This is a genomic window from Streptomyces sp. WZ.A104, assembly GCF_002382885.1.
Classification (GTDB): Bacteria; Actinomycetota; Actinomycetes; order Streptomycetales; family Streptomycetaceae; genus Streptomyces.
Genome location: NZ_NWVL01000026.1, coordinates 1 through 18,161, shown reverse-complemented (window position 1 = coordinate 18,161; position 18,161 = coordinate 1). Strand labels below are relative to the sequence as shown.

Below are 18,161 nucleotides of genomic sequence, written 5' to 3'. Positions count from 1 at the left end.
GGCCTCCTCAGAACCATCTGTGAGGAGACCTTTCCACTCTGCTGGCTCCGTGCACGGACAGTCTGTCCGTGGGATTTCTTCGCGAAGTACCTTGACCTGACGTCAGGTTGTGATAACCCCAGCCCAACTGCCGAAGGCGGACAGCTCGTTGGAAGGGTGCGCGTCCATCCGCAGGAGCGCCGCGACCGTCTCGCGGGCCGAGGGGTGGAATCGCGTGTGGTTGGGGGCGACCTTACGCGCACGACGCAGGTCCCCGAACGCACCTGCCCTGTCCCCCACGGCCAGCTTCGCCGAGGCCACGTCGATGAAGTGGTGGCTCGATCGCTCGCCCACCGTCGAGACCGGGGGCGCCCACTCCTCACCCGCCACGGCGGACCACTCCGTGAGGCGGGCGAGAGCCTGCTCCGTGTCCCCCATGTCGATCATGGCGTGCACTTCGTGGATGCGGATGTTCGTCGGCCCGAAGGACATCTCGTAGGCGAGGGAGTCACGGTTGCCGGCCATCCTGGCCACGGCCTCGGCCTCGCGCAGGTAGTCGTCCGCTCGGTCCGGGTTGTTCTCCCTGGCCTCCAGTACGGCCAGCTTCAGCAGCAGCGCGCCGTCGACGGCGAGCGCGTCGTTGGTGAAGGAGCGTTCCGGCTGGAGCCGTTCGAGCTCCTGGCGCAGCGCCTGGAGCTTGCGGCGAGCGGATGAGTAGGCCCCCTGGCGGAGCATCGCACCGGCGACCAGATATCCGGCGGTGAACTTCATCAGCTGGTCACCGGACTGGTCCGCCGCCCACCGCACCCTCTCCAGCGCCGTGTTGGACAGGTCGTGATGCCCCATCTTGTGGGCGAGGGAGTTCACCGCTCGGTAGGCGCGGGCAAGGTGCCAGAACGCCTTGGCCTGGTCGCCGTTGCGGCTGGTGAGGGCGAGATGCGTCAGCTCCGTGATGACGGCCGGCAGGAGCGGCCCCATGGGGGCGTAGCGCGCGTCCCGTCGGAGAGCGGCCACCTGGTCGACCTCGGACGCCAGGACCGACAGCGGCCGGGGGGCGATCTCGAGTTCGTCCGGAGTGTCGTAGCACAGCATGATCCTGCGGAGATCCGGGATCACCGCGTGCACCCCGTCCTCGGCCTCCGGCTCGCCGTAGTACGGCTGGCCGGTGAGAACCTCGGGGCCGAAGTGGAGTGCCTTGGCGAGCGCCAGGACCAGTGAAGGCGAAGCCTTGCGCGCGCCGGACTCCAGCTTCTGGACGTAGCTGGGCGATATCGCGACCTTCTGTGCCAGTTGAGCGGCAGACAGCTTCCGTGTCCGGCGGGCTATACGGAGACGATCTCCCAGCGTCAGGTTTTCACTCATCGGTGGATCGATCCCTTCGCGACGGAGCACTGCGCTCAGCGTACGGACAATGTCCAGTCCCACAGAGCTGCTCGCCAAGTGTTAACAGCAACGTCGTCGGCCGGTGCACGCTCGGACACCCGGCGGACCCTGCACGCAAGTGCGTCTAATTCGATGCAAATCGCGCGAATCCCCTCCCCTGCCACCCTCTCACCGGCTCCGCGCGCATTACCGATGTCCAGTACGTGAGTCAAGACCCGTGCACCAAGAAGGGGCGGACAGTCTGTCCGCTCGCGTGTCCTTCCCGGTGGGATTGTTCTGTACACAACGCACGTAGCCCGTGGGCCAGTTCCCAGGAAGGCACCCGCCCTTCCGTCGCTCGACGACCAGCTCGTCGACGGGTCGCAGATACCCAATCGGCCGGAGGACTGGGGTCTGCACGAGATCGCCGATCTACTGATGGAGCCTCGCCATGCGATATCCGCCGAAGAGCACCGCCTTATCGACGAGCCTGTCCGCGATCAACGCACACCCCGTGAGCGACGTCCTGCTTGGTGGCTCCCTCCGGCAGACCTCCGCGTCTCGGGCTCCCAGGCTGACCGCGGTGATACTCGATCTCTTCGGCACACTCGTCGCGGCCCCGAGCGCGGTTGAACGGAGCGTCGCCGTCACCCGGTTCGCCGGAGCCATGCGCGTGTCGCCGGCGGTCGCCGAGTCCGCGCTGTCCGGCAGCTGGCGGGCGAGGCACGACGGGAAGCTGAGGTCGACAACCGAGGTCGCGGCACACCTCGTCGCACGCTGCGACGCTCCCGCGTCCCACATCAACAAGGTGGAGCAGCTCCTGGCGGAACTCGCCCGCGACCGGCTCCAGGCCGACGCCTCTCTCCTGCGGGCCCTGAAGGAGCTTCGACACGGCGGGGTCAGGCTGGCGGTTCTCAGCGACGCGTCCCCTGACATCGAAGAGGCCTGGAGCCACAGCGATCTCGCGCCGCACTTCGACGCCGCCGTGTTCAGCTGCGGGGTGGGCGCGGTTAAGCCCGCTCCTCAGCTCTTCGGCTCGGCACTCGAAGCCCTCGGTGTCGGTCCGAAGCAGGCCCTTTACTGCGGTGACGGCGGCGGTGACGAGCTGGCCGGCGCCGAGCGCGCCGGGATGCGTGCGGTTCGGGTGGAACGCCGGGGCGGGCCGCAGGGGCTTGTGTTCGGCGAGACCGCCTGGCCCGGCCGGGCGATACCCGAGGTAGAGGCTCTCCCGTCCTTACTGAGCACGTGGAGGGATCGATGAAGGTCCCGTACGCCTGGGCGGTTGAGCGTGGTGCCCTCCGCCAGCTCCCCATGCCGACCGACATGCCTCCGATGGGCGACACGACGCTCGTCGAGATCCGCTGCACGGGCGTCTGTGGGAGCGACGTCGCGAAGCTCAACCAGCCATGGCAGGGACAGCTTCCGGAGCCCTGGTACCCCGGGCACGAGATCGTCGGGGTCGACACGGAGACGGGTGACTGGGTCGCGGTCGACCCGCTGGTGCCCTGCCGCTCCTGCCACTACTGCGACCGCGGCCACGTCCACCTCTGCGCGGAGCTGCGCCGCATCGGATGGGACCTGCCCGGGGGTCTCGCCGACGCCGTGAGGGTGCCCCGGGACAACGTCGTCCCACTGCCCCATTTGCAAGACCCCGTACAAGGAGTCCTCGCGGATCCGATGGCGGTGGCCCTGCACGGGATCCGCTGCGGCCTCCGGATGCCCCTGGGACGGCTCGGCGTCATCGGGGGCGGCGTCATCGGGGTGTGCACGGCGATCTGCGCGGCGGAGGCGGGGTGGGACGTCCATATGCTGGTCAGGGAGCCTTCGCGGTCGCATCAGCTCAGCTACGTCCTCGACTCGCGCATCAAGCTCCACTCCGCCGACCTGCCGCCGTGCGACGTCGTCGTGGACGCCGCGTCCGGCGACTGCGACTCCCCCATACGTCAGGCACTGAGCGCCGTTCGTGACGGTGGAACGGTTCTCGTCCAGAACGCCTACGCGCCCCGGGTGCACCTCTCGGTCCCCCTACGGGACGTCTTCCGGCGCTCCATCACTCTGTGCGGCTCCTTCTCGTACTGCCGCGCGGAAGGCCATGACGACTTCCGTGACGCCATCGACTTGCTCGCCAAGGGCGGCGACTGGGCTGCCCTGATGACCCGGGACCGATTCCCTCTGAGCGACCTGCCACAAGGGCTGGCGGCGCTGCGGAGCGGCACCCGCCATCGTCCGTTCAAGGTCCTGCTCACGTCCGACATCTGAAGGAAGGAGCCAACACCGTGGCGGTGACAACGCCATTGCTGGCCCAGAAGATCAATTCGCCCGCCGACATCGCACCCCAGGACGTCCACGACGGCATCGCGAGCATCCTCGCGTTACCGGAGGGCCACACCCGCGACGTGATGCTCGGAAGCGTCCTCACCGGGCTGCTCCTGCGGGGACCGCGGCTAGAGGAGGTCGAGGCCGCGATCCGGGCCGCGACGGCCCTCGACCGAAGTGGCTGGGACTTCCACCAGCCGCCCGCGGGCACGCGGTTCGTCGGCTACACCGGTAGCGGGAAGAAGACCTTCAAGACGATCAACCTCAGCACCGCCGCCGCCCTGGTGGCGGCCACCGGGGGAGCACACGTCGCGAAACTCGGGTCGCGCAGTGCGTCGTCGAGGACCGGATCCCGCGACTTCGTCGACCTCGTGGGGGCGACGAGCGACACGGTGCCGCACCAGGAGATGGTGGACATCACCGCGGAGGTCGGCTTCGGGTTCTTCTCCATCGAGAACCGCGTACCCGAGTTCGACCGCCGCTACGGAGGCAGGTTCCAGGCCGTGCACGCCCTCAGCCTGGCGTTCCCCGCCCTCCTGAGCCCGGTCACCTGCCCCGCCTACGTGTACGGCCTCTCGCACCCCGCGGTCGGCGCTTCCGCCCGCCTGCTGTCCCGGCTCGGCCTGCCGGACGTGACGGTCATCAACTCCAGCGTCGGCCAGGCGGTCCAGGTCGACGAGCTGATCCCCGGAAGCACGGTGCGGGCCTGCCGCGTCAGCGCCAGCGGAGAGGACCTCGCCTTCAAAGACGCTGTGCGCGGGAGTGCGGCCTCGATGCCGCAGGACCTGACGTCCGTCACCCAGCGCGAGGACCCTCGGGAGAACGTCGCCGCTGCGGTCCGCGTGCTTGCCGGCCGGGACACCAGTCAGGCGCGGAACGCGGTCGCCCTCAACGCGGCCCTGCTCATGGTGATGTCCGAGGCAGCCCCCACCATCCGGTCCGGCATCGACAAGGCACTCACCATCATCGACTCCGGCGCGGCTCTGGACACGCTCCAGCAGTTCGTACGGCTCACGGGCGGCGCCCCACATCAGCTTCGCTCGCTTCTGCGGCCCATCGCCCCGACGGCCCTCCTGGTGAGCCAGGGCGTCAAGGAGACAGCACCATGCTGACGCACGAAGAACTCGCGATCGTCCACCTGGTCCTCAACACCGACTGCAACGCCTGGGACCTGGCACCGACCAGCACCTCACCGGGCGTGTGCCGCTTCTGCTACCGCGAGCGCAACCGGGTCGAGACCGACGCGGACACGGTCCGGCGCGTCATCGACCGCGTCCGTTCGGAGTCCGAGGCCCATCGGTGCGTCTTCACCGGCGGCGACCCGGTGATGCCGTACGACAACCACCTTGAGGTCGCCCTGCGGCACGCCACCGAGGTCGGCTTCGAGACGAACCTGCACACGAACGGGCTACTGCTGAGCGATCGCTACGCCGGCGTCCGCAATTACGTGACCGTGTACTCCCTGGCGGTCGACGGCCCGGACTCCGGGACGGCCGACTGGTTCCGCGGGCAGGGGTACTTCGAGCGGTTCCTGTCCAACGTCGAACTCCTCACCGCCGACCAGCGGCGGCTGGCGTTCAACACGTTCACCACGGCCGGCTCCGTGAAGGAGCTGCCGCGCCTCGCACGGCTCATCGCCGGAGTGGACCAGCGGACGGACGTCGAGTACTGGCTGATCTCCCAGTACCGTCCCATCGGCCGCGCGAACACGCGCAAGGCGGAGATCTACGGCTTCGAGCGGGACGACTTCGTACGGGCCGTGGACGACATACGCGGCGATGTCGACGGAGTGACGATCTACGCCCAGCCGACGCGAGCCCCTGAGGACCCGTACCCGTTCCGTGTCTGGGTCCTCGCCGACGGAACGGTCACCGCGGACCTCGGCAGCGTCGCGGCGCCCCGCAACGCGGAACTCGGCAACCTCCTGACCGACGGCTTCGAGCCACTGGTCCGCAATGCCTTCGCCCTTCGTGAGCAGACTCAGCTGGAAGGAATCGCATGAAGTTCGACACGGCGTACTACGAGAGCGTCATCGACCAGCACAGCTACGAACGCCTGGGGCTCGGCGCCATCGACTTCGGCCTCGCGGGGATGAGCCCCGACGACCTGCACACCAAATGGGTGTGCCACACCGGAGCGCGCCAGTTCGCGGAGGCCGTCGCGGACGGTCAGCCCGCGATCGTCACGACCGGGGTCGGACTCGGCGGGCCGCCCCACGCCGGCACCCTCTTCCAGCTGCTGCGCGCGGTCAAGCTGCAGCAGTGCGGGCTCGACGTGCAGATCGTGCTGGGCGATCTCGACTCCTACAACGCGCGCCGTACGCCCCTCGACTCCGTGCGGAAACTCGCCGACCAGTACGAGGAGTTCGTCCTGCGTCTCGGATTCGACGCCGAGCGGGGTGTGCTGCGCAGGCAGGAGGGCGAGACCGATGTCCTGGCCACCGCGTTCCTGCTGTCACGCCACCTGGACGATGACGACTTCCATTGGGCGGAGGAGGACCTCGCCGGGCTCTACCGCAACCACGGTGTCTTCGACCATCTCAACTACGGGATGAAGCAGGCCACCCTGCTCATGGCCGCGGACTTCGTCCATCTCCTCCGCGAAGGACGTCACGTCCTGGTCTCCCTCGGGGTCGACGAGCACAAGTACGTCGCACTCGCCCGGCGCGGAGCGGAACGCTGGGGCCTGCCCGCGGATCGCCTGTCCGGCATCTACACCAAGATGATCCCGGGCCTCGGCGGCCTCCCGAAGATGAGCAAGAGCATCCCCGGCTCGGGGATCGACGCCTCCATGTGCGCCGAGGACATCCGCGCCCTTCTCAGGGCGGACACCGACACCGCGCCCACCGACGACGGCTCGGCACTCCTCCAGATGTACGCGTGCCTGCCCGAGGTCGATGGTCGGGAGTACGACCGAGCCTCGGCCGTGCGCCGCGCCGGCGGCCCCGAATGGCAGACCGTACGCGAGCAGCTGGTCGAGCGGATGCTCTCGCTGTTCTCCCACTGGCCGAAGTAAGCAAGGAGCCTCTCGTGCACGCAGACACCACGACCTCCCGCCAGCCCATCGGCGGCGCCGAGACCTACTTCATCAGGAGCGGCTACCGCAGCCGGGACCGGGTGGAGTACTTCCTCGACGAGACGGACGACACCGTGACCTGGCAGCCCGACGTCTACCCCTACGCCGCCGCCCGCGCCCTGGAACTCGGCCGCGACGTCGTGATCGACATCGGCTGCGGACGGGCGGGCAAGCTGGCCTCGCTGGCCTACGAGTACCCGGCCTGGTCCTACATCGGTGTGGACTTCGGAGACAACCTCGTGTGGTGCCGCGACAACCACCCCTTCGGCGAGTGGATCGAGGTCGACCTCGAGTCGGCCGAGCGGCTGCCCATCGCCCCCGCCCTCGTACGCCGATCCATAGTCGTCTGCTCCGACGTGATCGAGCACCTCGTGAACCCGACGCCGGCCCTGTCCCTGATCCGTGGCCTCCTCGTGGAGGGCAGCGCCGCCGCGGTACTGTCCACGCCGGCCCGCGAGTGCCGCAGCGGTTACGACACTCCCGGACCGCCCCGCAACCCCAGCCACGTCCGGGAGTGGGCAAGCGACGAGTTCCAGGCGCTGTTGAAGGCGTCGGGATTCAAGATCCACCACGCCGGGCTCACGCGAAGCGACGACGCCTCCAACGGCATGTCCACCCAGCTGATCCTCGTCGGCGCGGAAGAGGCGGAGGGGGAACAGCGGTGACAGCGGCCCCCCGGCCCGAGGGTATGCGTGTCGTCCACCTCCCGGCTCGTACCCCGTACGCGTGGAAACTGCGGAGCCGCGACTTCCACATCCTGAACGGAACCGAGATCCCCGGCGGCCACACGGTGCCGGCGGCGGTCGATGCCAGCTGGCTTCTCGAACACGGCCCTCTCACATGGCTCGACGTCCTGCACCTGCACCACATCGACTTCGAGGACCCTGCCACTCTGGAACGCCTGCTCGACGCGTGCTTAGGCGACGGAGTCCACGTGGTGTTCACCGCCCACGACACGCGGCCCATGGTCGGCGGCGCCGAGGACTTCACCACGCGGCTGCGGATGCTCCACTCGGCCGAGGTGGGCTGGGTCTGCCTCACGGAAGGCTCGGTCACCAAGCTGACCGAGGTCCTCGGCGAGCGTCCCGACGCGGCCGTCATCCCCCACGGGTACGTCGCGGCCCCGGAGGAACTGGCCGGCCTGGAGCGCGAGCCCGGCGTCTCGTCCCGGTACCTCATGTTCGGGGCCTCACGCGCCAGCCGGGACCAGCTGTCCACCATGACCAACTGGAGCCTTGGGATCACCGACCCCGACAGCACCCTCCACGTCCTTCTGCGCGCGTTCAGCCCCGCCGACTTCGCCGACGGGGGCCGTGCCCCGCTGCTTCTGGAGACGGCCCGACGCGATCCCCGTATCCGCCTGACGATGCGCCCGTATCCCACCGACGAGGAAGTGGTGAGAGCCGGCCTTGCTTCGGACGCGCTGCTGCTCCCCTATCTCTGGGGCAGTCACTCCGGCCAGCTGGAACTGGCCTTTGACCTGAACCTGCTCCCGGTCTGCTCCCTCACGGGGCACCTGGCCGAGCAGTACGAGCAGCACAAGGGGCTGGTCGAGGAGCCCGAATGGTTCGACTGGTCGCAGGGGCACCCCAATCTCTTCGGAGAGAAGTTCCTGACCGCACTGGAGAACGCGGCGGCTCGACTCGACTCCAGGCCACGCCGTCTGGATCGTGAGTTCCTCGACTACAGGGGTCAGGAACATCAGGTGATTCTGCGGCAATACGCCCGCGTGTACGGAGGTGACCGATGAACGGCCCGCCTCGTGTTTCGTGCGTGATCCTGTGCCACAACTACGGCCGGTATCTCGACCGGGCCATAACCAGCTGCCTGGAGCAGGAACCCGGAGACTTCGTCCTGCACGAGGTAATCGTCATCGACGACGGTTCCGCTGACGAGACCGAAGAGGTGTGCCTGCGCCACGAGGGAAACGACAAGGTCAAGGTCATTCGGAGGGACCAGCAGGGTTTCGGACAGACCCTGACCGACGCCTTTCTCGTCAGCAGCGGTGACTGGGTGGCTCCGCTCGACGCCGACGACTGGTTCCACCCGTCGAAGCTGCGTACATGCGCCGAGGCGATGACAGGTGAGACGCTGTTCATCGAGCACTGGGAGCACGTGGTCGACTCCGACGGAGACCCGATGCTGGAGGAGCCGCATCCAGGCGGAAACACGAGCACCCTGGTGGTCCACCGCGATGCCGCCCTGAGTCTCCTTCCGGTAAGCAACGAGATCTTCTTCCACGCGTTGCGCGAGGCGGGCCGAGGCATCGCCCTCGGGGACCCGTTGACCTTCTACCGGGTCCACCCCCGCAGCATGACCGACCGCGGTACGCCCGGCGTCTCACAGGACTACCGGTCCGAGGTCTGCGTCGCGCTCTCGGACCGTCTCCGCGCGATGTATTGGAATCCTCCCGCGTGGGCGAGCGGGCGCCGGCTACGAAGGATCTCCTGGCACTTCCGCACGCTCGCCTTCGGCCACAAGGTGGAATCGGCCATGCAGCGGGAGAAGCGTCTGTCCGCGATGCTCCTGATTCCAGGAATGCTCATGGGCACGCTCCGTTCCCGTGACGCAATAGCGCCGTGGCTCCGGTCCCTCTGCAGCACGGTCGCGGGACGGCCGCTGGTGCGGTTGACGCCGAGCCCGGAACAACCGGGGCATTCATGATCAATCCAGCAGTGCGCCGAGGGCGGCGATGATAAGATCGCGGCTTCCAATCCCATACTGGTCAGGCCAGTTGTCCGACGCAGGAGCGTATAGGCGCCATGAGCCGTTTGAGTGAGTCCGTCACCCGTGTCATGCACATCCTCGATGGAGCGGACCTGGGCGCGGACTATACGGCCGCTCAGCTGCTTAGCGAGACAACAGCGCGGCGCTCCCTCGACCTCTCCGACCTCTCCCCCCAGGAGCAGGCCGCCCTGGTCGAGGGGCGCACGAATCACCTGATCCCCTCGGCAGCGGTGCTCGCCGAGAAGATCGAGGCCGCGCAGGCGGCGGGACGGCCGTTCGTCGTCAAGTACGGCATCGACCCGACCTCGCCCGACGTCCACCTCGGCCATGCGGTGCCGATCATCATCGCCAGCCGTTTCCAGCGGATGGGCCACCACGTCGTCTTCATCATCGGCGACGTCACTGCCAAGATCGGCGACCCGTCGGGCCGCTCCTCGGAGCGGCCGGCCCTCACCGACGAGGACATCGCCCGCAACCTGAGCGGCTACCAGCAGCAGGTCACGCCGTTCATCGACTTCGAGCGTGCCGACCTGCGCTTCAACGGCGAGTGGCTGAACAAGGTCACCCTGCCGGAGCTCGTCGGGGTCCTCGCCCGGGTGCCGGTCTCCATGTCGCTCCAGCGCGAGGACTTCCGTACCCGGCTCGCCGAGGGCCACGGGCTGTCGGTCGCCGAGTTCGTCTACTCCGTGGTCATGGCGTGGGACTCGGTGGCCATCGACGCCGACGTAGAGCTCGGCGGCGTGGACCAGCTGCTGAACCTCCAGATGTGCCGCAAGGTCATGGAGATCTCGGACCAGTCCCCCGAGGTCGTCATCACCACCCCGCTCATCGAGGGCACCGACGGCTCGGGCACCAAGATGAGTAAGAGCAAGGGCAACTACGTGGGCCTGACGGCGTCGCCCGATGACGTCTACGGCCGACTGATGTCCATCCCCGACCACCTCACCGAGCCGTACCTCCAGCTGCTCACCGAGTGGACGGACGACGAGATCCGCGTGGTCACCAAGCGCCTGGAGGAGGGAACCGCGCACCCGATGGCGATCAAGCGGATCCTCGCCGGCGAGGTGGTGGCCGCTCTCCACGGCCTGGATGCCGCTGCCGCCGCCCGCGCGGAGTTCACGGCGCGCTTCTCCAAGCGCTCCTTCGGGGACACCCAGAACCTCCCCGTCGTCTCCCTGAAGGACCACGCCGAGGACACGCTCGGGGCGCTGATCAGCCACACGCTGGACTTCGCTCCCAGCATCTCCGCCGTGCGCCGCGTGGCCCAGCAGAACGGCCTCCGCCTCATCCTTGAGTCGGATGGAGAGCAGCAGACCACGCAGCTCACGGAGGCTTCCGTACAGCAGGCGCTCAGCGCGGTCGTGAGCGAGGTCGGGGCACTCGACGGTGCCGAGCTCTACCTCAAGGTGGGTCGCAAGGTCGCCCGCATCGACGCCTGAGACTCAGACCCGGCGCCGACCCACCCGTCCGGGTCGGCGCCGTTCTGTTTTGCCTCGGCGCAACTGGTAGGCGCGCTGCCACGTCCGTAATCGGTGGTCATGGGACGGGACAGCACCCTCGCTCGGCGTCGACCCGGAGCAGGATCGTCGATGACCCGTCCGGACTGCGCGAACGGATCAAGAAGCCCAGCCTCGGCTCAGGGCGAGTTGGCCGGCCTGATACGCGTCGCGCTGCGCGGTGATCCACCTTTCGACTTGGTCCACGGATTTCGTGACGGGCTGATCCGTGGTGTCGAGCAGTTGAGTGCGCCATCGGGGATCACCGGCGTGCCACCCGATCCAGCGGTGCCAGACCATCTCAGGCCAGCTGTTGTCGATGACGACGTCGGGCCGGTGACGGGGGTCGAGAGCGTGCTTCCGGTGCCACGCGGCCCAGCCGAGGAAAGCATCGACCGCCGGGGCGTCCCACCGACCGGGGTCGCGCTCGGCGAGGCGAACGCACCGGACCTCGTCGGCGACGTCAACCAGGCACACGGCGATGCCGTCCAGCAGTGGGGCGGAGGGCACGGCGAGAACTTCGCCCAAGGGGGACTGCCCGGTGAGCAGAAGGTCGATTCCGCGATCCTGGTACTCCAGCGCGCGTCGCACCCACATCTCGGTCATGCGGTGGCGCCAGTGCAGGTCGGCGCCTTCCGGCACACCGAGCTCATCGAAGTCGTGCACGGCGATCTGCCGGAGCCTGTCGGCTGCGGCGTAGGCGAGCGTCGTCTTGCCCGAGCAGCTGGACCCGGTGAGCTTCAACAACATCGCCCCAGGGTGCCAGCGCCTCAGTACCTCTCTCGACCCGTTTTGCGCCCCCTGCAGCCTCCGCCGTGTACCGAGCGAGGCTGCAGGGTACCCAGCCAGAGCCGAGCCCGCTCGCAGTCACGAATACCAGCAGGCACGGGTAGCCGGGCCTCTCATGGCGTTCTGCCGCCGCGCTTGTAGCCCTCCCACAACCGGCCGCCAGTCTGCTCCAGCACTTCGTCCACCACACCGACGAGCGGCTCGACCTGACCCTCCAGCACCTCACGGACCGCGTGGTGAAGGCGCATGCTCAGCCCTGGCGCCGTGGTCTCGAGACGACGTGCCAGCCACTTCCCGCCTCCGACCCAAGACCCACCAGCGGCAAGTGCCAACTCTCCGGTTCGCCGCGCCAGTTCAGCCGCAATGAACAGCCGCTCGCCCCCGTCCACGCTCCCCGAGAGATCGTCTAGGAGGTCGGTGATCGCGTAGCGGTAGTCATCGATCTCTTCGGCCGAAACGGTCGGCGGTCCCGCGGCAGCCAGCCTCTCGGCTTCAGCGGCGAGGCGGGCACCGACTCCATCGGCGTCGAAGAGCAGCAGCCCGTCTGCACACATCCAGAGCAACGGTGACCGGCGCCTGCTCACTTCCCGCTCGACGTACGCGTGCCAACTCGCCTCGGTGTGCACGAACAGCTCCACCGGCCAGTCGTCGTGCCGGAGGCTTGCACGGTACGGGGCTGGGGCCCCATGCAGGAGCACCACGATGTCGAGATCCGACGTCGCCGTGCGGCGCCCCGTCAGGACGCTGCCTCCCAAGAACGCTGCCCGAGCGTCAGGGTGGTGCTCCTCGACAACAGCGCGTGCGGCGCCAATCGCATCCATGCAGTCACTATCCACACCGAGTGAGCAGCATGCACGGGGTTTCTTCGTCAGCACACTGGTAACCCTGGAACGGGATCCCGGCACCCCGGAAGAGGCGGATACCGGGGCGTCCCAGCTACGAGCAGAGCTCAACACTCCCGACAGCGTGTGCCAGGTCAATCCCGAGGAGCCGGTGCAGGTCCGCCGTGACCACGCGGTACGCGTTACCGAGCTTGAGGACCGTGACGGGGTACTGGCCCCGCTTCGCCAGCGCGTAGCCCGTGCTGCGGCCGATCGTCAGCGCCTTGTTCGCCGTGTCGAGGTCGACGGCGACAGGCAGAGCGAGCAGTTCCTCGCGGGTCATCCCCCTGACAACCTTGCACGCAGCCATGATGCATCCCATCATCAAAAGTTGTTCTGACAGCAGAATGAGTACCACGGATGTTGCGGCCACATATTTTTGCGACGTAAGTTGCAGTCATGACGAACACCGATTGGTCTCCGAACTTCACCGCCCGCGTCGCAGAGCAGATGCGCTGGGCGCGCAAGGCCGCCGGCCTCACCGTGGCGGAGGCCGCCGAGGCGTGCGCCTCCCTGGGCCTTGCGGTCCCGAAGACGACGATCACGAACCTGGAGACCGGACGACGCAGCTCAATCGACCTGGCGGAGTTCCTCGTCCTGGCCGAGGTCTACAAGGTTCCGCCGATCAGTCTGCTGTTCCCGCTGGGCACCGACGCCTCGGTGGCCGTACTCCCCGGCAGGGAGGTCCCGACATGGGAGGCGGTGTCCTGGTTCACGGGCGAGACTCCCCTCGACAAGCCCGCCCCCGAGGGGTCCGCCCGGGACGTGCTCGACACCTACCGCGCCCACAGCGACGCCGTGACCACCGCCCTGACGTCCACCCGCCTGGCTAAGGAACGGCGGCGGAAGGCCAGCATCACCCTCGACGCCGTCCGCCGCGACGCCCTCCTCGAAACCGCGACCTCGTACGAGCACCTCGCGTTCGACGACTGCAGAGAACTCCGCGAGTTCCGCAGCGCGATGCGTGAGCGCGGGCTGGTTCCCCCTGCTCTGCCCGCCGACCTCACGTTCGTCGACAACCCCGAGGACTAGCGTTGCCGAGCACCACCACGTCCGGCGGCGCCGTCACGCGCCGCTGCTCCTGCCGCAACCCCGAGACCGGCAAGAACTACGGCAAGTCGTGCCCCAAGCTCACCAACCGGCGCCACGGCACCTGGTCCATACGCCACGAGCTGGTCAACCGCCCCGACGGCACCCGCCGGGAGTTCCGCCGCAGCGGCTTTGAGTCCTCCGCCGAGGCCACCAAGGAGCTGAACAAGGTCCGGGCGCTGCTCGCCATCCCCGACGAGGACGACCCCGCCGGTCATCTCGCGGTCAGCGACATGCTGGAGACCTGCGCCAAGAACAAGGAGCCGCTGCCCGACTACGACGAGACGCGGAGGCGCTACGCCACAGGCCAGAGCCTCCATTCCAAGATCACTGTCGGGGACTGGCTCGACGAGTGGCTGGCGGGCAAGAAGCGGCTGCGTTCCACGTCCCTCAAGCGCTACGAGAGCGACGTACGGGTACACCTCAAGCCCCACCTGGGGCACCTGCGGCTCGACCGGCTCCGCGTCGCCGACCTGGACAGGATGTTCGAGGCCATCAACGACGCGAACGTCGAGATCATCGAGCAGAACGCCCTACGGCGGGCGGCCCTGAACGAGCTGAAGACCATCCCCTGGAAGGGCGCGGAGAACCGAGCCCGCCGCAAGTGGCTCAAGGCATCCATCGACGAGATGCCGCCCTTCCGCAAGCCCACCCGTACCAACAGCCAGCACACGATCAAGCGCACCCTGCGTGCCGCCCTCAACACCGCGATCGCCCAGCAGATCATCCCGCCTTTCAACCCCGCCGAGCATGTTGAACTGAACCCGGCCGCGCGCGCGAAGGCCATGGTCTGGACCGCCGAGCGGGTACGCCACTGGAAGCGGACCGGGGAAAAGCCCAGCCCCGTCATGGTCTGGACGCCGGAGCAGACCGGCGCCTTCCTCGACCAGGTCGCCACGCACCGCCTCTACACCCTCTGGCACCTGATCGCCTTCCGAGGGCTGCGCCGTGGTGAAGCCTGCGGGCTTCGGTGGATGGACATCGATCTGGCCCACCACTCGATGACCGTCGCCACCCAACTCGTCCAGTCAGGCTGGCAGGTGCACGAGGCGGCCCCGAAGACCGACAGCGGGGAACGCCTGGTCGCTCTGGACGCCGAGTCGGTCGACTCGCTCCGCGAGCACCAGCAGCGCCAGCGTAAAGAGCAGGCTCGCTGGGGTGCTGCCTGGAAGACGACCGGCCGTGTCTTCACCGACGAGGACGGCGCCCTCCTCCACCCCGCCAAGGTCTCGCTCATGTTCACGCGTGAGCTCGAAGCCGCCGGCCTGCCTCCGGTCCGCCTTCACGACCTACGGCATGGTGCCGCGACGCTCGCGCTCGCCGCCGGAGTGGACATCAAGATCGTGTCGGAGATGCTCGGCCACTCTGACACCCACATCACCCGGGACATCTACCAGTCCGTCCTGGACGACCTCGCCCGCGAGGCCGCCGAGGCGGTCGTGAAGCTCGTCCCCCGCCAACGACGCACCCGTACAACGCAGAAAGGCGAGCCGCCGCACGAAGCGGCCGGGCGAACAGCCTGACGTCACACCTGACCACCACGAAGCCCTCTGTCTCGGTCTCATAGCCGAGGCAGAGGGCTGCACCGCAAGGCAGGTGGACTCGCACCAGCGGACCGGGCCCTTCGGCCCCTACAGTGCCGGGCGCGCGATCCTGGAGATATGGAGATCGAGGTCTTGGTGGTCCCGGGTTGCCCGAACCAGAAGCTCGTGGAGGAGCGATTGCGGCAGGCGCTGGACGACGCCGGGCTGCCCGTCACCACCTTCACCACGCGGGTGATCTCCGACCAGGGCGAGGCCGAGCGGTCGGGCTTCACCGGCTCCCCGACGATCCTGATCGACGGTCGCGACCCGTTCGCCGAGCCGGGCGCCTCACCTTCGGTCGCCTGCCGGATCTACCGCACCCCGGGCGGGCTGGCCGGTGCGCCCGAGGTCAACCAGATCCAGCAGGCCCTGCAGGCAGCCCCCGACACGAACGGCCGAGTATAAGCGCCCTCACCGTCAGGCCACCGGATGGCGCTCTAGCGTCGCTGCGTGGACGACACATAAATCGTCGGAGGTGGTCGGCTCTCCGCTCAGCGGCGGTGGTGAGGCACGTCGTCTCGGCGCAGCGCAAGGTAGGTCTCCGGGGTTGCCGCCTCCAGCAGGTCCGGCTGGTCGTCGAGGTCAAGTCTCGGTTCTTGCTGACCGGGCAGGAGGTCACGCCACTGGCGGTCGCCGCCGTCCACGTACGCGTCGCGGAGGCGTTCCTGGATGAGCTCGCGTTCCTGCTCCTGTGCTTCACGAAAGACGCGCCGCTGGGTACGGCGGCGCTGTTCCTCGACTTCTTCGTCGGCGGGCTCGTCGGCGATGCGCTGGTCCTCGGCGCGAAGGCCGGGGGTGCGCGCGGCGATGGCCTGGTCCTCGTAGTGAAGTTGGTCGCAGGCGGCGAACAGACGGCGTGACATCCCCAGGTGCAACTCGGTTCCGGGGATGCGGTAGGTGAGGAAGTCGTCCAGGCCGATCGCGCGGGTGATGGTACGGCGGGCCTGTTCGTCGTCCGATGGCGATTCGGCGCGAACGGCTGCGCGCATGGCACGGGATATCGGGTCGCGTTCCAGCGGGGTCGTCAACCCGTCAGCAGACCGGCGGCGGGTGGAGCGGTCCGCGGTCAGGGCGACAGTCCGAAGGCGGGAAGGGGGCGCGGAGCGCAGGGCGAGGCAGGTCAGCATCTGTGCGCGAGCAGTTGCCAATAGCGCGTCGTCGCTCTCACCGAGGTGGTCCTCGGGGCTGCTGGGCGCTGGAGCGGGCTTCCCATTGACCGGGAGCGCCGGCTGTCCGGGGTGGTGGTCGTGGTCGATGGTCACGAACAGGTCGCCCTGGGGCTGGACGGAGGCACCGCACAGGATGCGGCGGTGATCATATGCGTGGAGGACCTTGGTCCCTTCCTCGAGCTGCTCCCACCCTTCGGTGAGCCGGTTCTTGCGGACGTTGCCGCCCTTGGCCTCGATCAACCAGTACGTGTTCTCCGCCTCGTGCAGCCCCCACAGGTCCGGAAGGGTGCGGACGGGGTCCTTGAAGGCACTCTCCAGGGCGGGTACGGGGCCGCCATCCTCGATGTGCCAGGTCTGGCCCAGCCCCATCAACGAGCGGCATGCCCACTCCGCCATCGTCATGCCCAGCCGGTATCCGAGCATGCTCTTGGCGGAGCGTTCGGTGCCGTGCTCGTAGACGGCGTTGACCGTCAGGCGCCGACCCGACGTGTGCGGGAGCGGATGCTTGGGGGTGACGTCGTGGATGCCGAGATAGGCGTACAGAGGGGAGACGCGGGCGACCAGTTCTCCCCGCGCCAGCTGCGGAGCTTGGTGCAGCCAGGGTGTGACGTCTCGGCCTACCTCGGTGGCGGCCTTGACGATCTCCCGCCATGTCGTCGTCGGCGCGTACCAGCCGTCCTTGTCTGGAAACGCTCCCGGTGTGGTCCACGCCCGGTGCTTGGCCGTCCGCCACTGCTTGAACGGTCGCTTGGCCGGCCCGTCACGGAACAGCACGGGTATGTCCACGCTGTCGGCATAGACCAGGGGTACGGCGTCGGTCACGTCATCGGAAATCACGCAGCTCACTGTCGCAGTGGCCGTCCGTACGACCCCAACTTGAGTCGCCTCACATCAACCCTGCGCGTCCTGCGGGAGAGCCCCGTCTTCCCTCTCGCCGAACGCCGAAGCCCCCTGGATCCGGTCCAATCACCGGATCCAGGGGGCTTACGAGGTAGGCCGCGTGGGACTCGAACCCACAACCAACAGATTAAAAGTCTGCTGCTCTGACCAATTGAGCTAGCGGCCCGCGCGGCCCCCAGCATAGCTGCATGGTCGGGCCGCTCTCACAGCCTTATCCACGATCACGCGAGTCGAGTCCCGCTCCTCGCCGCGATCAGCTGTTGTTGGGGCTCCACAACGGAGACGTAAGCGGGTGTCTTGAGCGGCTACCGGGAGCGAGGGCGCTCGGTCATGCGGCCGCGCGCTCCCTCTGCGCGCCCCCTGTCCGAATGCGCTCCCCTCGCGCTCCCCTGGCCTTCGGGCGCCCGGCAGAGCGATCGGACAGTGCGGCGACATTCCCGCTTAGCAGCAGGTCAGAGGGGTTTCAGCGCTACTCGACGGCGCCCCGGCACCCCGGCAGCCAGGTCCACCCAATGATTTAAAAGTCCGCTGCTCTGACCAATTGAGCTAACGGCCCCGGTCACATCACACACGAGCATAGCCCGCCCGGTCCCGGCAGCCGATTCGGTATCGGTGTCGGGCCCTGTCACGCCCCGCGCCGTGTCCGTTTCGCTCCGGGTTGTGTGCTCCGGAGGAACAGTGAGGAACATGAAGGACAGCAACAGGGCCCGTACGTCACCGAGTCGGTTCGGTGGCGTACGGGCCCTGCCGGTCTGTCAGGCGGACCTGCTCGGCCGGGAGTCGGCCGGGCGGGGG

The 18,161-nt window shown here is 68.2% G+C and carries 17 protein-coding genes and 1 tRNA gene; 12 read left to right on the top strand and 6 right to left on the bottom strand.

Going from position 1 to position 18,161, the window contains the following annotated elements; all coding sequences use genetic code 11:
* Nucleotides 1-102: 102 nt before the first annotated feature.
* Nucleotides 103-1,341: a helix-turn-helix domain-containing protein gene (locus tag CIB93_RS16025; RefSeq protein WP_096627515.1), complete on the bottom strand. Its 1,239-nt coding sequence runs from the start codon at nucleotides 1,339-1,341 to the stop codon at nucleotides 103-105.
* 451 nt (nucleotides 1,342-1,792) lie between these two features.
* On the opposite strand from CIB93_RS16025, the gene CIB93_RS16020 reads away from it, so the two are divergent.
* The 9 genes from CIB93_RS16020 (at nucleotide 1,793) to tyrS (ending at nucleotide 10,898) form a co-directional block, all read left to right on the top strand.
* The gene (locus CIB93_RS16020; RefSeq protein WP_096627514.1) at nucleotides 1,793-2,602 is read left to right on the top strand and encodes an HAD family hydrolase; all 810 of its coding nucleotides are present in this window, start codon (nucleotides 1,793-1,795) and stop codon (nucleotides 2,600-2,602) included.
* Nucleotides 2,599-3,600, top strand: coding sequence for a zinc-binding dehydrogenase (locus CIB93_RS16015; protein WP_096627513.1), 1,002 nt, complete (start codon nucleotides 2,599-2,601; stop codon nucleotides 3,598-3,600). The genes CIB93_RS16020 and CIB93_RS16015 overlap by 4 nt, the downstream gene beginning before the upstream one ends.
* A 17-nt stretch (nucleotides 3,601-3,617) precedes the next feature.
* Complete coding sequence (locus tag CIB93_RS16010) at nucleotides 3,618-4,769, top strand: hypothetical protein (protein ID WP_143660057.1); 1,152 nt, start codon at nucleotides 3,618-3,620, stop codon at nucleotides 4,767-4,769.
* Nucleotides 4,763-5,659 carry a radical SAM protein gene (locus CIB93_RS16005; RefSeq protein ID WP_096627511.1) on the top strand — a complete coding sequence of 299 codons (897 nt, stop codon included), beginning with the start codon at nucleotides 4,763-4,765 and terminating at the stop codon, nucleotides 5,657-5,659. The genes CIB93_RS16010 and CIB93_RS16005 overlap by 7 nt, the downstream gene beginning before the upstream one ends.
* Nucleotides 5,656-6,672, top strand: coding sequence for a hypothetical protein (locus CIB93_RS16000; RefSeq protein ID WP_096627510.1), 1,017 nt, complete (start codon nucleotides 5,656-5,658; stop codon nucleotides 6,670-6,672). Before CIB93_RS16005 ends, CIB93_RS16000 begins: the two co-directional genes overlap by 4 nt.
* Before the next feature lie 14 nt (nucleotides 6,673-6,686).
* Complete coding sequence (locus tag CIB93_RS15995; protein ID WP_096627509.1) at nucleotides 6,687-7,397, top strand: bifunctional 2-polyprenyl-6-hydroxyphenol methylase/3-demethylubiquinol 3-O-methyltransferase UbiG; 711 nt, start codon at nucleotides 6,687-6,689, stop codon at nucleotides 7,395-7,397.
* Nucleotides 7,394-8,482, top strand: a complete 1,089-nt coding sequence (locus CIB93_RS15990) for a hypothetical protein (protein ID WP_257002214.1) — start codon at nucleotides 7,394-7,396, stop codon at nucleotides 8,480-8,482. The genes CIB93_RS15995 and CIB93_RS15990 overlap by 4 nt, the downstream gene beginning before the upstream one ends.
* Complete coding sequence (locus CIB93_RS15985; protein WP_096627507.1) at nucleotides 8,479-9,396, top strand: glycosyltransferase family 2 protein; 918 nt, start codon at nucleotides 8,479-8,481, stop codon at nucleotides 9,394-9,396. Before CIB93_RS15990 ends, CIB93_RS15985 begins: the two co-directional genes overlap by 4 nt.
* A 98-nt stretch (nucleotides 9,397-9,494) precedes the next feature.
* Nucleotides 9,495-10,898 (top strand): tyrosine--tRNA ligase, encoded by a 1,404-nt coding sequence (tyrS, locus tag CIB93_RS15980; RefSeq protein ID WP_096627506.1) that lies wholly within the window; start codon nucleotides 9,495-9,497, stop codon nucleotides 10,896-10,898.
* A 177-nt stretch (nucleotides 10,899-11,075) separates the two neighbouring features.
* Here the strand turns inward: tyrS and CIB93_RS15975 are convergent, their stop codons facing one another.
* The 3 genes from CIB93_RS15975 to CIB93_RS15965 all read right to left on the bottom strand — a co-directional run bounded on the left by CIB93_RS15975 (nucleotide 11,076) and on the right by CIB93_RS15965 (nucleotide 12,908).
* Nucleotides 11,076-11,705: a hypothetical protein gene (locus CIB93_RS15975; RefSeq protein WP_096627505.1), complete on the bottom strand. Its 630-nt coding sequence runs from the start codon at nucleotides 11,703-11,705 to the stop codon at nucleotides 11,076-11,078.
* A gap of 152 nt (nucleotides 11,706-11,857) precedes the next feature.
* A complete protein-coding gene (locus tag CIB93_RS15970; RefSeq protein WP_096627504.1) occupies nucleotides 11,858-12,565 on the bottom strand; it encodes a nucleotidyltransferase domain-containing protein in 708 nt (235 codons plus the stop codon).
* A 115-nt stretch (nucleotides 12,566-12,680) separates the two neighbouring features.
* The gene (locus tag CIB93_RS15965) at nucleotides 12,681-12,908 is read right to left on the bottom strand and encodes an integrase (RefSeq protein ID WP_179500131.1); all 228 of its coding nucleotides are present in this window, start codon (nucleotides 12,906-12,908) and stop codon (nucleotides 12,681-12,683) included.
* A gap of 116 nt (nucleotides 12,909-13,024) precedes the next feature.
* Here CIB93_RS15965 and CIB93_RS15960 point away from each other — a divergent pair, with 116 nt between their 5' ends.
* The 3 genes from CIB93_RS15960 to CIB93_RS15950 all read left to right on the top strand — a co-directional run bounded on the left by CIB93_RS15960 (nucleotide 13,025) and on the right by CIB93_RS15950 (nucleotide 15,702).
* Nucleotides 13,025-13,657: a helix-turn-helix domain-containing protein gene (locus CIB93_RS15960; RefSeq protein ID WP_096627502.1), complete on the top strand. Its 633-nt coding sequence runs from the start codon at nucleotides 13,025-13,027 to the stop codon at nucleotides 13,655-13,657.
* A gap of 2 nt (nucleotides 13,658-13,659) precedes the next feature.
* Nucleotides 13,660-15,237, top strand: a complete 1,578-nt coding sequence (locus CIB93_RS15955; RefSeq protein WP_096627501.1) for a site-specific integrase — start codon at nucleotides 13,660-13,662, stop codon at nucleotides 15,235-15,237.
* Between the two features lie 138 nt (nucleotides 15,238-15,375).
* Nucleotides 15,376-15,702: a hypothetical protein gene (locus CIB93_RS15950; protein WP_096627500.1), complete on the top strand. Its 327-nt coding sequence runs from the start codon at nucleotides 15,376-15,378 to the stop codon at nucleotides 15,700-15,702.
* 86 nt (nucleotides 15,703-15,788) lie between these two features.
* Here CIB93_RS15950 and CIB93_RS15945 read toward each other — a convergent pair whose 3' ends face one another.
* Both CIB93_RS15945 and CIB93_RS15940 read right to left on the bottom strand, forming a co-directional pair.
* On the bottom strand, nucleotides 15,789-17,303 hold the full coding sequence (locus CIB93_RS15945; RefSeq protein ID WP_257002213.1) for a gamma-glutamyltransferase: 1,515 nt from the start codon (nucleotides 17,301-17,303) through the stop codon (nucleotides 15,789-15,791).
* 155 nt (nucleotides 17,304-17,458) lie between these two features.
* Nucleotides 17,459-17,532: transfer RNA gene (locus CIB93_RS15940), tRNA-Lys, on the bottom strand.
* Between the last annotated feature and the right edge of the window lie 629 nt (nucleotides 17,533-18,161).

Coding starts and splice junctions, on each gene's coding strand:
- CIB93_RS15960 (WP_096627502.1), top strand. CDS start 13,025: ATGACGAACACCGATTGGTCTCCGAACTTCACCGCCCGCGTCGCAGAG.
- CIB93_RS15975 (WP_096627505.1), bottom strand. CDS start 11,705: ATGTTGTTGAAGCTCACCGGGTCCAGCTGCTCGGGCAAGACGACGCTC.
- CIB93_RS15965 (WP_179500131.1), bottom strand. CDS start 12,908: ATGACCCGCGAGGAACTGCTCGCTCTGCCTGTCGCCGTCGACCTCGAC.
- CIB93_RS15950 (WP_096627500.1), top strand. CDS start 15,376: ATGGAGATCGAGGTCTTGGTGGTCCCGGGTTGCCCGAACCAGAAGCTC.
- CIB93_RS16020 (WP_096627514.1), top strand. CDS start 1,793: ATGCGATATCCGCCGAAGAGCACCGCCTTATCGACGAGCCTGTCCGCG.
- CIB93_RS16005 (WP_096627511.1), top strand. CDS start 4,763: ATGCTGACGCACGAAGAACTCGCGATCGTCCACCTGGTCCTCAACACC.
- tyrS (WP_096627506.1), top strand. CDS start 9,495: ATGAGCCGTTTGAGTGAGTCCGTCACCCGTGTCATGCACATCCTCGAT.
- CIB93_RS16000 (WP_096627510.1), top strand. CDS start 5,656: ATGAAGTTCGACACGGCGTACTACGAGAGCGTCATCGACCAGCACAGC.
- CIB93_RS16015 (WP_096627513.1), top strand. CDS start 2,599: ATGAAGGTCCCGTACGCCTGGGCGGTTGAGCGTGGTGCCCTCCGCCAG.
- CIB93_RS15985 (WP_096627507.1), top strand. CDS start 8,479: ATGAACGGCCCGCCTCGTGTTTCGTGCGTGATCCTGTGCCACAACTAC.
- CIB93_RS15970 (WP_096627504.1), bottom strand. CDS start 12,565: ATGGATGCGATTGGCGCCGCACGCGCTGTTGTCGAGGAGCACCACCCT.
- CIB93_RS16025 (WP_096627515.1), bottom strand. CDS start 1,341: ATGAGTGAAAACCTGACGCTGGGAGATCGTCTCCGTATAGCCCGCCGG.